The following is a 14,231-nucleotide window of genomic DNA, read 5'->3' as shown; positions in this document are numbered from 1 at the left end:
GCGCCAGGTGCCACGGCATCAGGAGCGCCGTGACGAACTCTCCCTTGAACAGGGCCACCACGGCCATCAACGCCCAGACCACCGCCTGGAGCATGAGCCACAGCGACCCGCGGGTCCGCCGCTCGGGGTTCCTCCTCGCGATGCCCCACAGCGACACCAGCGAGGGGAACAGCACCAGGAACGCCACGGTGCCATAGCCCTTGGAGAACAGCGCCTCGAAGTCCCACGGCGTCACGTTCGCCAGCGGCATCACCCGGCGCAGCTGGTACAGCGCGCACAGCGCGACGAAGACCGTGGTGCCCCAGCCGGGCGGCGAGTGCTCCACCGCCTGGGATGCCGGGGCGTTGGCCGCTTCCTCCTCTTCGCCCCCCACCGCCACGGGAGGAACCAGGGCCAGCAGGGCCGCCTCGGCCTCCTGCCAGGACTGCTTCTTGGGGGCGGTGGATGGCGGCTCGTGGGACATGACGGGGCTCTGTCTTCCATCACCGGGCCACCCGGGAGCAAGGGGGTGGAGCCTCCGTCCGGAGGACGAGGGAGCGGCCGTCAGCGGCAGGCCACCTCCCCCTCGCATGCGCACCCTTCCCGGGCACACCCCTGACTTCTCTTTCGCGACGAGCGAGGACACCCGATGCCGATGGAACGAGCGCAGCGGTTCGTGGACGCACTGTTGAAACTGGAGGAGCACGGCGACATCGAGCCGATCGTCGCCCTCTTCACCGACGATGCGCAGGTGAGCAACGTCGCTTCACCCAACGTCTTCTCCGGCCTCGACGGCGCCCGCCGCTTCTGGACCGAGTACAAGGGCACCCTCGGCCAGGTGAAGTCCACCTTCCGCAACATGATTGAGTCCGGCGACCGCGTGGCGCTCGAATGGGAGACGCAGGGCACCGCGCGCAACGGGGCCGCCATCGCCTACGAGGGCGTCTCCATCATCGAGTGGGACGGAGATCGCGTCCGCCGCTTCTTCGCCTACTTCGACCCGCACGCCCTGGGCCAGGAGCTCGCGCACGGTACCGGGCCCCGCTCGGAGGTGCCCTCGACGACACCGGCCTGACACGGACGCGACCTCCGGCGGTCCCTGGGGTTCTTATGGCTGTGGCCGCCCGGGGACATGCCGGCATCGCAAGGTACACCCGGACCCTGTGTGCACTTCCGTGCACCCGAACCGCGAGCCGGAGTAGCCTGGAAAGACATGGCCCCCCCTTTTTCGACGGGCCGCGTCGTCCCCCGGGCACTCCATGATGACTCGCGTCATTTCTCCCCTCCTGGCCGTCATGCTCCTGGTGGCCTCCCCCGCTGGCGCGGCCCTCGCGCCAGACGCCCCCGTGATGGTCGCGGCGGCGAAGCGGAAACCCTCGAAGCGTAAGCCCGCCACGCCGGTGCCGCCCCCTCCGCAGGAGGCCGCGCCCGCGACCCCCGCGGCGCCGGTGACGCCGGACGTCACGCCGCCTGTGTCCGCCACGCCGGAGTCCGGTTCGACGGGCACCGCCGCGCCGCAGGACTCCAGCGCCACGCCGTCCTCCGAGCCCAGCCTGGACTTCGACCTGCTCACCCCGGAGGCGGAGGCGTCCGCGGGCCTGCTGGATCCGGACCTGCAGAAGGACCTGGAGACGCGCCGCACCATGCTCAAGCTGCACCAGGGCCTGGGGCTGGCCATGGCGGGCGGCCTCACCGCTGCCACCGTGCTGGGGCAGATTCAGTTCAGCCGTTCATTCACCGACGGCGGCGGGGATAATCGCTCGCTGCTCGCCTGGCACCGGGGCGTCATCATCGGCACGTCGCTGCTGTTCGCCACCGTGGGCACGCTGGGCATCCTGGCGCCGGATCCGGTGGAGCGCCCGTTCCAGTGGGACACGGTGACGTTCCACAAGATCTTCATGGGCCTGGCGACCGCCGGGATGATTGCCCAGGCGGTGCTGGGCATCCTGGCCACCCACAGCTACGGCGAGATCACGGAGCCGAAGTACGCCACCGCGCACCAGGTGGTGGGCTATGCCACGTTGGGCTGCGTCGCCGCGGGCATCGTCACGCTCACTTTCTGACCCCATCCCCCCTGTCGTGAATGTCTCCGCGCGCCGGCCGTTGTCCGGAGACAAGACGTATCCCCCTCTGGAGGACGCCGTGATTGCTCGACGACTCGTTCTTTCCGCTGCCTTGCTGTTCGCGCTGCCCGCCGCCGCGCAGAACGCGAAGATGTACTCGGTGAAGAAGGAGGCCAGCTCTCTCACCTACAAGCTCATCCACAAGATGCACACCGTGTCCGGCAAGGCCGCCCCCAGCGAGGGCAAGGCCGTGCTGAAGCCGGACGGCACCCTGCAGGTGGCCGTGCGCGCGCAGGTGAAGGACTTCGACTCGCAGAACTCCAACCGCGACACGCACATGCTGGAGGTGACGGAGGCCGCCAAGTTCCCGCTGGTGGAGGTGAAGGCCGTGGGCACCGGCGTGAAGCCGCCCGCCACCTTCCCGGGCAGCGTGCCGGTGACCCTCAAGGGCAAGCTCACCTTCCACGGCGTGACGAAGGACGTGGAGATCCCCATGACGGTGAAGTTCGACTCCGAGAAGCAGGTGACGGCGGACGGGTCCTTCAAGATCAGCCTGGAGGGCTACAACATCGAACGGCCCACGCTGCTGCTCGTGAAGGTGGAAGACGAGCTGGTGCTGGAGCCGCACCTCGTCTTCACGGAGGGCACGTGAGCTCGTCGCGTCGGGACTTCTTCAAGAAGCTGCTGGGCACGGGCGTGGTCGTCGCGGGCATTCCGCCCGCGTGCGCGCCCAACATCGACCCCTCGCCGGTGCTGGACGTGCCCGCGCCCGGCGGGGACGGCATCGTGTCGCTGGTGGTGCCGCGCTACCCGGACCTGTCCCGCGCGGGCGGCTCGGTGACGCTGCGCTTCCCGAAGGAATCCGGGCAGGAGAACCTGCTGGTGGTGCACCCGTCCGCGGACACCTACGCGGTGCTGTCCGCCACGTGCACCCACGTGGGCTGCCCCATGGGCTTCGATGGGACGGAGGCCGTGTGCCCCTGCCACCTGTCGAAGTTCAATGTCTCGACGGGTGAGGCGACGCAGAAGCCCGCCACGGTGGCGCTCAAGACGTACGTGGCCACGTACAACGCGGGCACGCAGGTGCTGAGCATCAACCTCAAGGCCGGCAGCGACAACTTCCCGTCGGTGATCAACGGGACGCTGACGCTCACCTTCGCGGAGTTCCCCGACCTGCAGAACACGGGCGGCATGGTGAGCGGCAACCCCACCGGCTACGGCAAGACCATCTTCGTCTTCAAGCTGGAGGACGGCTCCTACTCCGCGGTGGACTCCATCTGCACGCACCAGGGCTGTGAGGTGGGCTTCGAGCCGAGCATCAACGAGCTGCTCTGCCCGTGCCACGCGTCCACGTTCACCAAGACGGGCGTCGTCTCGCCGGGAGGCCCGGCGACGGTGAACCTGAAGACGTTCCCCGTGACGGCGGACGCGTCCGGCGTGGTCGTCTCCATCGCCTGATCACCGAGGCCAGGACGACGGGAGGCTTCTCGAGCCTCCCGTCTCCTCGGGCCCTGATCAGCGCAGCCGGCTCCAGAACGAGCGCCGGGACGAGATGCGCTCCAGCGCCTCCTGCAGCTCCTCGTCCTGATCCGCGCGGCTGGCGATGTCCCCCAGCGCGATGATGCCCACGAGCCGGTCGTCGGGCTCCACCACGGGGATGCGGCGCACCTGACGGCGGCCCATCAGCTCGATGACGCCGTGCAGGTACTCCTCTGGCAGCACCGCCTCCAGCTCCTCCGTCATCACGTCCGAGGCGCGCAGGCCGTCCACGGCGCGTTGGCCCGCGAAGGCGCGCAGCGCCAGGTCGCGGTCCGTGACCAGGCCCAACAGCCGCCCCTCCGCGTCCACGATGGGGACCACGCCGCAGTCCTCGTCCCGCATCAGCTGCGCCACCTCGCGCAGGGTGCTGTCGCGGCGGGCGGTGCGCACCTGGCGGGTCATGATGTCGCGCGCGGTGAGCGGCTCGCGCCTCCAGCGGCGGCGCGAAGCGTCGGACGCGTCCCGGGAGGCCCGGAGCCTCGGGTCCAGGGGGAAGGTCTCCTCCCGCCTGGGGGCCAGCCGTTCGCGCAGGTTCGGGGCCTCGCGCGGCGCCGGTGACGCGCGGCGCGGGCGGTCGCGCAACAGGGGCTCCTCGCCGCCGTAGCCGCTGCGGTCCCACTCGCGGTAGTCGGCGCGCTCGGGGGGCATCTCCTGGACGGTGTCCTCGCCCTGGGTGCGCCGGGGGCCCGCGCCGTTGGCGTAGCGCACGTCCCGGTCGTCGCGGCCGTAGGGGCCGGTGGTGCCGCCATCGCGCTCGCCCTCGCGGTCCTTGCGCCACATGCCGGTGTCGTCCACGTCCGTGCGCACGCGGCCCAGGCGCCACGCGGCGGCGCGGTGGAAGCGCCCCTGGCGGTCGGCGGGCAGCTCGTCGCGCCCGGGGCTCCAGCCGCTCACGTCGGACTCCGAGCGCTCGCGCGAGCCCGGCGGCGCCACGTCCGGCGAGCGGTGCGTGGCCATCGCGTCGGTGGGAGGCGTGGAGATGTCCGCGCGCCCCAGGTCATGCCTGCCGTTTCCGTTGCTGTAGTCCTTGGTGCCCATGTGCGTCGCAAGCCTCCTCGACTTGCGAACATGGGAAGCGGGCCCGGACGCGCAAAGCTCCAGCCGGCCAGGTGCGGCGCCGCTTGCCCGTCCGCCCTGGCGCGGAAGACAACCCGGGCGGGCCGTCAGACGACGGTGAGCGCGTCTCCCAGGTGCACCAGCCCCCGGAAGTCCTCCAGGTCCGCGCCCGCGTCCGGCGCGGCGATGGCCAGCGCGCCCCGGGGCAGCCCTTCCGCCAGCCTCGCCAGCAGCGAGCGGTGCGCCGTCGCGCGCGCGTCCTCCACGCCCGCCAGGTGCTCCAGCGCGCTGACGGCGTCCGTGTCCGCGGCGTTGTTCGCGTGCGGCTTCAGCGCGGCGGCCGGGGCCAGGCCGTCATCCCGCGCCCAGCTGCGGTTGAGCACGTAGCCCGCGAAGGGCAGCCCCTTGGCCTGGAGCGCCTCCTGGAAGAACGTGGCCTCGCGCAGCGCGGCGGCCTCGGGCGACGTGACGAGCAGGAACGCCGCGTCCTTCGACGACAGGTGTTCGCGCAGCCGGTCCGCGTGCAGGCGGATGCCGGCGAACAGGCCTCCGAAGGCGGCGACGAAGGAGCGCATCTCCTGCGCGAAGCCGCCGCCGAAGATGCCGTCCAGCACCTTGCCCACCAGCGCCTGCGCGCCCTGCCACAGCCGGCCCGTGCGGCCCGAGTCGGGGCCGAAGAGGGAGATGATCCGCTCGTCCAGGAAGCGCGACAGCCGGCCCGGCGCGTCCAGGAAGTCCAGCGCGTGGCGGCTGGGCGGGGTGTCCAGGACGATGAGGTCGTAGTGGCCCTCCGCGATGAAGCTGTCCAGCGCCTCCGCGGCGGCGTACTCCTGCACGCCCGCGACCAGCTCCGACAGGAAGCGGTACAGGCGGTGCTCCAGGATGGTGCGCGCGGCGCTCTCCGTGGCGGACATCCGGCGCACCATGCGCTCGAAGACGATGCGCGGCTCCAGCATCCACACGTCCAGCCGGCCCTCGCCGCGCGGACCGTCCGCGTACAGGCGCTCCGGAGGCACGGTGGTGGGCTCCGCGCCGTTCTCCTTCAGCCCCATGGCCTCCGCCAGCCGCCGCGCCGGGTCGATGGTGAGCACCAGCACCTTGCGCCCCGAGCGCGCCGCGGCCACGCCCAGCGCCGCCGCCGTCGTCGTCTTGCCCACGCCGCCCGCGCCGCACAGCACGAGGATCCGCTTGTCGCGCAGCATGCCGTCCAGGTTCATGGCGTGGCCTCCCGGCCGCCGCGGGACGCGGCTCCTTCGAGTGAAGACTCCAGGAGCTCCGCCAGCCGCTCCACCAGCGCCATGCCCGTCAGCGCCAGCTCCGGCAGGCCCCAGTGGGGCACCCCCACGCCCGCCGCCAGCCGCTCCCGGGCCAGCCGCGCGCGCTCCAGCCGCTCCAGCGCCCGCTGCCCCCGGTGCGGCCCGTGCGTCTCCAACAGCCGCTCCAGCGCCGCGCGCGACTCCGGCGTGAAGGGGTCCTCCGGCATGCGGTTGAGCACCGCGGCGGACAGGGGCAGGCCCACGTCCTTCAGCTCGCTCACCAGCGCCAGCGTCTCGCTCACCGGCAGGGGCTCCGGCAGAGTGGTGACCACCACGCCCGTGCGCGCGGGGTCCTGGAGCAGGTCCAGCCCCTCACGCACCGCGCGCCCCACGGGCCCGCCCGGCATCAGCGACAGGATGCTCCGGGGCAGCGTGGCCAGCGCCAGCGCGTGGCCCGTGGCGGGCAGGTCCACCACCGTGAGCGGGTGCACCCTGCGGCCATCCGGGTGCGTGAGGCGCAGGAGAGCCAGGAGCTGGAACATCAACCCCATCTCCTTGAGCGCGGGGCCCGCCTCCAGGAAGCGCCGCAGCGCCCGCGAGCGCAGCGCGGCCTCCGCCAGCCACTTCACGGGCAGCGTCTCCTCCAGGAACAGCCGGTGCCCCTCCTGCGCGGACAGGCGCACGAAGGACAGGTTCGGCCCCGCCGGCACCACGCGCGGCCCGGCCTCCTTCACGCCCACCAGCCCCGAGAGCGTGGACGGGCCGCCCTCGTCCGGGGACAGCTCCGCCAGCAGCACCGGCCGGCCCGCGCGCGCCGCCGCCACCGCCAGCGCGGCGGAGAGCGTCGTCTTGCCCACGCCGCCCTTGCCCGACACGAGCACGGCGCGTCTGCTCCACAAGGACTCCAGCACCACGCTCCCATCCCCCGCGCCAGCGGCGCGACCCTTCACGGTGAGCAAGGAAGCGCGTTCCGACAACCGGCCGGAGATGCGCCCAGGGCCGGCCGTCCGTCTGGCCGCCCGCTCCACGAGCATAGCGGCTTTCTGCTCGCGCTCCGCGGGGCCCTGCACCGCGCTGACCCGGGCGTGACACAACGGCCACACCCCAACACCATGACGCGACGTGCGAGAAATGACCCGGCTCGGAAGGACACGTGGCGTGCGCGGACGCGGCGACCCGGAGGGTTGTGCGGGCGGATTCCCTCGGAAAGAAGGGGTCACGGACTGGTGACGGGCCCTGGGTTTTGGGTACCCTGCGGCCCTCTGCGTGGGAGAGGGCATGGCGGTGCTGCGGGAGTGGGTCTTCGGGACACAGCGTGTCTCGCTGGAGGACTCCGACATCCTCTGGATCAAGGTCCGGGGAGCGTTTTCAGAGTCGGACGTGCGGGAGCTGGTGGACCTGTTCCACGAGCTGGAGGCGGGCCCGGACAAGCCCCTGTACCTCGTCGCGGACCTGAGCACCTCCGAGGGCCTGTCGGTCGCGCCGCGCAAGTACCTGGCCAAACACCTGAGCCCCACGTGGTTCCGCGCGGTCTGCTTCTTCGGCGCCAAGCGCACGCATCGCGAGGTGCTGCGCGCGCTCGTGGCGGTCGTCAACTTCACCAGCGGCACGAGGGTGGAGGCGGAGTTCGTGGACTCGGAGGCCCGGGCCCGGGCGTGGCTGGAGTCCCACCGGCGCCGTCAGCAATCGGCGCCGCGCTGAACGCGCCGGCCGTCCGTCAGTGGACGGCCCAGCGCTCGGCGATCTCCTCGCACGCGAGCACCACGTCGCCCAGCCGGCGGATGTGCGCGCGCGGCGCGACGAACAGCGAGCCCGCGAACACGTCCACCACGGTCATCAGCCGGTGGTCCGCCGGGCCCAGCCGGCACAGGTGCTGTTCCGCGAAGCGCTGCAGGAGCGTGCCAATGTACTGGCCGCTGCGCTCGTCCAGCGGGTGCGTCTTGGAGAAGTAGAGCTTCATCAACCCCACGCGCGGGTTGCCCTGCTTGTCCAGCCGCTGCACCACCACCTCCGGGCGCACGCTGATGGTGACGCCGGCCATCTCCAGCACGGGCGGCTCCGCGCCCACCGCGCTGATGATGGCGTCGTCCAGATCCAACCAGGGCACCAGGTCCGCGAAGCGCTCCAGCGCCTCCGAACACAGCTGCATGCGCTGCGCCTCGAACTCCGTCTGCGGCACCGCGCAGGCGAACCGGCGCTGGGACTCCCGCAGCACGTTCAGGTCCAGGCCCCGGCAGAGGAAGTCCGTGATGGCCTGGGACGCCTCCGGATAGCGCAGGTACTGGGCATCCGGCGGGTGCTTCTGGTCGTGGATGATGCGCTTGCGGCGGGCGGGCGTGGCGACCAGGTACTCGCCCAGCTTGTTCACCGAGACTCGCGGCAGTTCACGGGTTTCCGTCATGGTGTTTCCCCCTCTGAAAGGCTGTCGGAATGGGTACACAGTACAGAGGGGGTCTGACATCCAATGGACAGCCGGAGCTTGTACGAAAGGGCAGGGGCGCTTCCCTGGACAGGCGGGGTTCGGCGTAGGGTTCCTTCCAGCAGCTGGGGGGAGGACCGCATGGAGCATCAGATTCGCGAGTGGACGTGTGGCGCGCACCGGATCCGCATGACGGCGCCAGACGTGTTGCACACGAAGTACACGGGCGTCGTGGGATTGCAGGACGCGAAGTGGGCGCTGCGCGTCTACGAAGAGATGGCGGCGAAGGGGCCGTTCTACCTGGTGGCGGAGGTGCCGGGGTCGGAGCTGCCGGCCGAGTCGCGCAAGTACCTGGCCAACAACGTGCGCGCGGAGTGGATGCGCTCGGTGGTGTACGTGGGCTCCGACCTGTCACAGCGCGTGGTGGGCAAGGCCATGTCCGTGGCCATGCTGCTCACGGGCCATGCGGCCAGCTTCGACACGGTCTTCGTGGACACGATGGCGCAGGCGGATGCGTGGGTGGACGCGCACCGGTTGGATCACGCCCCGCGCCGCGTGGGCTGAAGCCCGTCTCCGGACGTGACAAAGGGCCAGGACGGGGCGGAAAGCCCGGCTCCTGGCCCTCGGTGTTTTCAGGGCGCTTCAGCGCTCGCGGTCGGGCATGCGGTCCGGGTGGCCGTAGCGGTACACGTCGGACACCGGGTTGGTGCCCGCGTCGCTGCGAGGGCCGTCGCCGTCCGGCATGTCGTCGAGCGATGACCCCGGGGCGCGCTCGCGAGGGTCATACGGATGCAGGCCGCTGGCATCACGGAGGCGCAGGTCGCCGTCGTCCGCGTCCTCCCCGGCGCGCGGGCGGACGCCCTTCTCGTCGGCCTCCGTCAGCTCACGGCGGGGCTTGCGCTCGTCGCCTTCCTCTTCGGCGCCGGAGCGCCGAGGTTCGCCGTCTTGCCGTGGCGTGGTCGGACGCCCGTAGAAGTCCTCGGCGGGCTGCGTGGGTGCGGGACGCTTGTCGTTGTCGGCCATGAAGGGTTCCCTCCGTCGAAGGAGGTTCTTCATCACCCCCTGTGGCCGGCAACCCGCTCCGGAAGCACCCGCTCGGGCCTGGAGGGCAGGCGGCCGAGCATCAGGGCCCTCCTGTGCGCGGTGTCAGGGCGACACGAGGAGGATGCCCCCGGCGAGCGCGGGTGCCTCGTCATCGCCGATGGTGCGCACGTGGCCCTGGCCGAGCTGTCCGGAGGTGTTGAAGCCCCAGCACAGCGCACGACCCGAGGAGAGCACGGCGCACGTGTGCTGGCCGCCCGTGGTGACGGAGGTGGCGGGAGCGCCGCCCACGTCGATGAAGGCGGAGCTGGGTGCGGAGAGGGATCGGGTGTTGGCGTAGCCCAGCCGGCCCCGGGCGCCGTTGCCCCAGCACTGGAGCTGGCCGGACTCGAGCAGGGCGCAGGTGTGCTGGGCCCCGGCGGCGACCTGGACGGCGCGAAGGCCCGCGCCGGGTGCCACGGAGGTGAGGGGCGTGGCGTAGTCAGGGTTGCCATTGCCCACCTGCCCGTAGGCGTTGGCGCCCCAGCAGCGCAGGGCTCCGGTGTCCAGCAGGGCGCAGGTGTGCTGGCTGCCCAGGGCCAGCTGTACGGCGGTGCCGCCCACGTCCACGTCACCCGCTGACGACGGCAACTCGGTGTCACCGACATCGTCGTCACGGTTGTAACCCAGTTGTCCGTAGGCGTTGGCGCCCCAGCAGCGCGGACGGCCGGAGAAGAGCAGGGCGCAGGTGTGGTCGCCGCCCGCGACCAGGTCCTGTACGGGCGCGCCGACAGGGACGTCGGTGGTGGGCGGAGGCTCGTTGTCGCCCAGGGTGTCGGTGTGGCCCAGGCCCAGCTGGCCGTGGGTGTTGTCGCCCCAGCAGCGCACGTGGCCGGAGGTGAGCAGCGCGCAGGTGTGGCGGTCGCCCGCGGTGATGCGCAGCGCGCGTGCGCCGCCCAGGTCCACGGTGCCCACGCTGGCGATGGGTTCGTCATCGCCGATGGTGCGCGTGTGGCCCAGGCCGAGCTGTCCGGAGGCATTGGCGCCCCAGCAACGCACGCGCCCGGTGGAGAGCAGGGCGCAGGTGTGGCCCAGGCCGGTGGCCAGCTGCACGGCCTTCTCACCGGGAGCGAGGGGCACGGGGCCCTTCGACGCGGGCGTCTCGTCGTCGCCGACGTTGGCGGTGCCGGTGTAGCCGAGCCGGCCCTGCGCGCCGCTGCCGAAGCAGCGCACGGAGCCGTCGTTGAGGAGCGCGCAGGTGTGGCTGTCCCCGGCGCGGAGCTGGGCGACGTCGGTGGGGCCGCCGGTCTGCACGGGGGCATCGGGGAACTGCTGCGCGCCCAGGCGGTAGGTGGCGGTGGTGCGGGCCCCGGCGGCGTCGGTGACCTGGAGGGACAGCCGGCCCTGGAGCGCGGGCGCGTAGTGCTGGAGGACGGTGGGGTTGGCCTGCGTGGTGAAGTCCGGAGCGGGCGTCACGGGCGCGTCCGGGACGAAGCTCCACGCGTAGTCGAGCGTGCGGGCGGGCTGATCATCCGACACGGCGGCGGACCACGCGACGTCGGAGGTGCCCGCGAGACGGGACGCGGCCAGGCCCTGGATGACGGGCGCGAAGAGGATGCGCACGGTGGTGCCCAGCGAGTCCGTGGATTGATCCGCGGGAAGGACGCGCGTCACGAACGTGGTGCTGACCGAGTGCCCCGCCGGGTTCGTGACGGTGAGCGAGTGCGTGTAGTCGGTGGGGCTGGGAATGCCGAAGGGAGGCAGGTAGCGGGCGACGAAGGCGCCGGAGGTCCCGATGAGCGTGAACGTACCGCTGGCGGGCACGAAGGTGCCGCCGTTGTTCGCGGCGGTGAGGGCGAAGGTGAGGGACTCGCCGGAGGTGGCCTCGACGAAGAAGGTGACGGTGGCGGGCTGGCCGAAGACGAGCTCACCGGGGAGCTGGATGCGGGGGATGCGTGGCAGGGTGATGGGCGCGCCGTCGTTGGTGGGCGCCAGCGTGATGGCCACGGACTCGCGGTCCGCGATGAGCGTCTGGGTGGTGCTGCCCTGGAAGAGGAGCGTGCTGTTGCCGTTGTACGCCCGCGCGATGAAGGTGAGGGATTGATGGCGAGGCAGGGACGGCATGGTGCCGGACCACCCGGAGGGGGAGGGCACCAGGTCGAAGTTGGAGAACAGCGCGCTGTGGCTGGCCGCGTCCTCCACGTCGATGCGGATGCGCGCCACGTCCGCGAAGGAGAAGCCCAGCGCGCGCCGGGTCTGGGATTGGGAGCCAACCGCATCCGCCGTGATGTTGAACGTCACGGCGGACGTGGAGCCCGGAGGTGTGTCACCCGTGGAGGACGGAGCGGTGCACGCGGCGGCGGTGCACAACAGCAGGAGCGCGAGGGCGGCGGGCTTCGTCATGGCTCACACGGGAAGATAGCGAAGCGGGCGCCCGACGTGTGCCGGGCGCCCGCGAGTGTTCAGGGACTACGGCGTGGGCGGCAGGAGCTGGATGTCGCCCACGGTGGACGGCAGCTCGTTGTCACCGATGATCGTGGTGTTGCCCTGGCCCAACTGCCCGGCGTTGTTCTTGCCCCAGCACCGCGCCTTACCCGTGGAGAGCAGCGCGCAGGTGTTGCCGTTGCCCGAGGCACTGATCTGATAGGCGGTCGCACCCCCGAGGTTCACGGGACCTCCAGGGACCCCCAGGTCCGCTGTGTTGCCGTAGCCCAGTTGCCCGTAGGTGTTGCTTCCCCAGCACCGCATGGCGCCCGTGGAGAGCAGGGCGCAGGCGTGCTCGCCACCGGAGGTCACCTGCAAGGCGGTCGTTCCGCCCAGGTTCACCGTCGTCGAGTTGACGAGGTAGTTGAAGTAGCAGCGGGTCGACGGATGCTCGGCGCAGTACCAGATGTAGTCACCGTAGAGGTTGTTGCCCGTCTGCCCATTGAGGTTGTCGCCCCAGCAGATGACGCTGCCCGTCTTCAGCAGGGCACAGGTGTTGCTCCGGCTCGCGGAGATCTGGGCGACAGGCCCCTTGGGCTCGAACGCGGTCTGGCTGCTGGGCAGCTCATTGTCTCCAATGTGGTTGACGTGTGAGTACCCGAGCTGTCCCAGGCCGTTGCGGCCCCAGCAGAGCATCTTGTCGTTGGAGAGCAGCGCGCAGGTGTGGTTGTCGCCCGCGACGACATCCGTGGCGGTGACGTTGCCCAGGTCCACGTCGCCCGCGCTCCAGGGCTGCTCGTCATCGCCGATGCTGTTGGTGTGGCCGTAGCCCAGCTGGCCGTACTGGTTGCGTCCCCAGCAGCGCACCTTGCCCGTGGCCATCACCGCGCAGGAGTGCTCCGCGCCCACGGTGATGCGCGTGGCCGGACCGCCCAGGTTGACGTAGCCGAAGCTGGCCACCGGCTCGCCATCACCCAGGTTGTCCTTGTTGTTGTAACCGAGCTGCCCGTACGTGTTCTGGCCCCAGCACCGCACCAGGCCTGTATCCAGCACCACGCAGGAGTGGTTGCCACCCGCCGCCAGCTTCGTCCCCTTGCCGAGGATCTTCACCGCGCCCGCCGTATGCGGCAGCTCGTTGTCGCCGATGTTCTGGGTGTTCTCGTAGCCCAGCTGGCCGAAGGCCCCGTAGCCCCAGCACCGCACGGAGCCGTCATTCAACAGCGCGCATGCATGGTCCCAACCCGTGCGGATGCTGTTGATGCCATCCAGCGGCCCTTCGGCGACAGGGTTGTCCGGGAACTGATCCGGAGTGAGCTTGTAGGTGAGCGTGGTGGTGCCGTTGTTGCCATCCGTCACGGCGAGCTTCAGGTCACCCTGCACGGCGGTGGTGTAGTTCTGGAGCGTGGAGGGGTTGGTGTCCCCGGTGAACGCGGGCACGGGGTCGAAGGTGGTGCCCGAGGCGGGCGTGAAGCTCCACGCGTAGGTGAGCGCGTCCTGGGCTCCGTCGTCACTCACGTCCGCGGTGAAGATGACGTTCTGCGTGTCACGCACCCGCAGGCCGTTGAGGCCGTTGATGACGGGGTTGAAGAGCACGGCGACGGAGGTGTCGATGACGCCGCTGGAGGTCTCCGGAGGCTTCACCTTGGTGGTGAAAGTGGTGCTGATGGAGTGCCCGGCGGGGTTGGTCACCGTGACGGTGTGGGTGAAGACCGTCTCCGTGCTCACGGTGGGGGGCGTGTACTGGGAGACGAAGGCGCCCGCGGTGTTCTGCAGCGTGATGGAGCCATTGAGCGGCGAGAAGCTTCCGCTGCCCGTGACGGCGGAGGTGATGGCGTAGCGAAGCGCCTCGCCGTTGGTGGCCTCCACCGCGAAGGTGATGTTGCCCGACTGGGAAGAGGCGAAGGCGCTGGGGATGCTGATCTTCCGGATGCGCGGCAGGGAGATGACCGCGTTGTTGTTCGCGGGGGCCAGCGGGATGGTGACGGTCTCGAAGTCGAGGTTCAACGTCGCGTCGAGCGAGCCGGAGAACAGAAGGTTCCCGGAGGCATCGAACGCTCGGGCGAAGAAGGTGAGGGCCTTGGCCTTGGGGAGGAAGGGCAGCTTCCCGGTCCACGCCCCGGCGGAGGTGAAGAGATCGAAGTTCTTGAAGATGACGAGGCCACCAGCGCCCTGCTCGGAGACATCGACGCGGATGCTGGCGACATCGGAGTAGGCGAAGGCCTGGGCGGAGACACGGCCCTTCACGGCTTGGCTGAAGAGGTCCTGCGCACCGATGGAGACGGTGACCTGGGACTGGGTCTGCTCGGAGGGCGCGGAGGGCTCCGGCGTACTCGAACCGGAACTGCACGCGGCGATCCACGGCGAGGACAGCGACAGCAGCAGCGCGCCCAGCATGCCGCGCGACCGGAACCAACGAGGGGATGACCTCTGCACGGAAGACTCCTGAAGGCGAAAAGGATTGCGGACGGAAAAGGA

At 70.8% G+C, this 14,231-nt stretch carries 14 protein-coding genes; 6 read left to right on the top strand and 8 right to left on the bottom strand.

Annotation, left to right across the window (positions count from 1 at the left end; translation table 11 throughout):
• On the bottom strand, nt 1-463 hold a 463-nt coding region (locus D7V80_RS26130; protein ID WP_147447218.1), incomplete at its 3' end, for a hypothetical protein.
• 165 nt (nt 464-628) lie between these two features.
• On the opposite strand from D7V80_RS26130, the gene D7V80_RS26125 reads away from it, so the two are divergent.
• The 4 genes from D7V80_RS26125 (at nt 629) to D7V80_RS26110 (ending at nt 3,500) form a co-directional block, all read left to right on the top strand.
• Nucleotides 629-1,054 (top strand): nuclear transport factor 2 family protein, encoded by a 426-nt coding sequence (locus tag D7V80_RS26125; RefSeq protein ID WP_120590743.1) that lies wholly within the window; start codon nt 629-631, stop codon nt 1,052-1,054.
• Nucleotides 1,055-1,238: 184 nt separating this feature from the next.
• Entirely contained in the window at nt 1,239-2,042 is an 804-nt protein-coding gene (locus tag D7V80_RS26120; RefSeq protein ID WP_120590742.1) for a hypothetical protein, read from the top strand.
• A 79-nt stretch (nt 2,043-2,121) separates the two neighbouring features.
• Nucleotides 2,122-2,694: a YceI family protein gene (locus D7V80_RS26115; RefSeq protein ID WP_120590747.1), complete on the top strand. Its 573-nt coding sequence runs from the start codon at nt 2,122-2,124 to the stop codon at nt 2,692-2,694.
• Nucleotides 2,691-3,500, top strand: a complete 810-nt coding sequence (locus tag D7V80_RS26110) for a Rieske (2Fe-2S) protein (RefSeq protein WP_120590741.1) — start codon at nt 2,691-2,693, stop codon at nt 3,498-3,500. The genes D7V80_RS26115 and D7V80_RS26110 overlap by 4 nt, the downstream gene beginning before the upstream one ends.
• A gap of 57 nt (nt 3,501-3,557) precedes the next feature.
• Here D7V80_RS26110 and D7V80_RS26105 read toward each other — a convergent pair whose 3' ends face one another.
• From D7V80_RS26105 to D7V80_RS26095, 3 genes are all read right to left on the bottom strand, one after another.
• A complete protein-coding gene (locus D7V80_RS26105) occupies nt 3,558-4,619 on the bottom strand; it encodes a CBS domain-containing protein (RefSeq protein ID WP_199738858.1) in 1,062 nt (353 codons plus the stop codon).
• 125 nt (nt 4,620-4,744) lie between these two features.
• Nucleotides 4,745-5,854: an ArsA-related P-loop ATPase gene (locus D7V80_RS26100; RefSeq protein ID WP_120590740.1), complete on the bottom strand. Its 1,110-nt coding sequence runs from the start codon at nt 5,852-5,854 to the stop codon at nt 4,745-4,747.
• Nucleotides 5,851-6,804, bottom strand: a complete 954-nt coding sequence (locus D7V80_RS26095; protein ID WP_120590745.1) for an ArsA-related P-loop ATPase — start codon at nt 6,802-6,804, stop codon at nt 5,851-5,853. The genes D7V80_RS26100 and D7V80_RS26095 overlap by 4 nt, the downstream gene beginning before the upstream one ends.
• A gap of 367 nt (nt 6,805-7,171) precedes the next feature.
• On the opposite strand from D7V80_RS26095, the gene D7V80_RS26090 reads away from it, so the two are divergent.
• A complete protein-coding gene (locus D7V80_RS26090) occupies nt 7,172-7,594 on the top strand; it encodes an STAS/SEC14 domain-containing protein (RefSeq protein ID WP_120590739.1) in 423 nt (140 codons plus the stop codon).
• Between the two features lie 16 nt (nt 7,595-7,610).
• Here D7V80_RS26090 and D7V80_RS26085 read toward each other — a convergent pair whose 3' ends face one another.
• Nucleotides 7,611-8,294 carry a hypothetical protein gene (locus D7V80_RS26085; RefSeq protein ID WP_120559418.1) on the bottom strand — a complete coding sequence of 228 codons (684 nt, stop codon included), beginning with the start codon at nt 8,292-8,294 and terminating at the stop codon, nt 7,611-7,613.
• 159 nt (nt 8,295-8,453) lie between these two features.
• On the opposite strand from D7V80_RS26085, the gene D7V80_RS26080 reads away from it, so the two are divergent.
• Nucleotides 8,454-8,876: an STAS/SEC14 domain-containing protein gene (locus tag D7V80_RS26080; RefSeq protein WP_120590738.1), complete on the top strand. Its 423-nt coding sequence runs from the start codon at nt 8,454-8,456 to the stop codon at nt 8,874-8,876.
• 78 nt (nt 8,877-8,954) lie between these two features.
• On the opposite strand, the gene D7V80_RS26075 is transcribed toward D7V80_RS26080, so the two are convergent.
• The 3 genes from D7V80_RS26075 to D7V80_RS26065 form a co-directional block, all read right to left on the bottom strand.
• Nucleotides 8,955-9,335: a hypothetical protein gene (locus tag D7V80_RS26075; protein WP_120590737.1), complete on the bottom strand. Its 381-nt coding sequence runs from the start codon at nt 9,333-9,335 to the stop codon at nt 8,955-8,957.
• Between the two features lie 123 nt (nt 9,336-9,458).
• Entirely contained in the window at nt 9,459-11,735 is a 2,277-nt protein-coding gene (locus D7V80_RS26070; protein WP_120590736.1) for an RTX toxin, read from the bottom strand.
• Nucleotides 11,736-11,801: 66 nt separating this feature from the next.
• The gene (locus D7V80_RS26065; RefSeq protein WP_120590735.1) at nt 11,802-14,150 is read right to left on the bottom strand and encodes an RTX toxin; all 2,349 of its coding nucleotides are present in this window, start codon (nt 14,148-14,150) and stop codon (nt 11,802-11,804) included.
• Nucleotides 14,151-14,231: the final 81 nt, after the last annotated feature.

This window comes from Corallococcus sp. CA054B, assembly GCF_003611625.1.
Taxonomy (GTDB): Bacteria; Myxococcota; Myxococcia; order Myxococcales; family Myxococcaceae; genus Corallococcus; species Corallococcus coralloides.
Note: the sequence above shows the minus strand (reverse complement) of the source record. Positions and strands in the feature narration are given on the sequence as shown.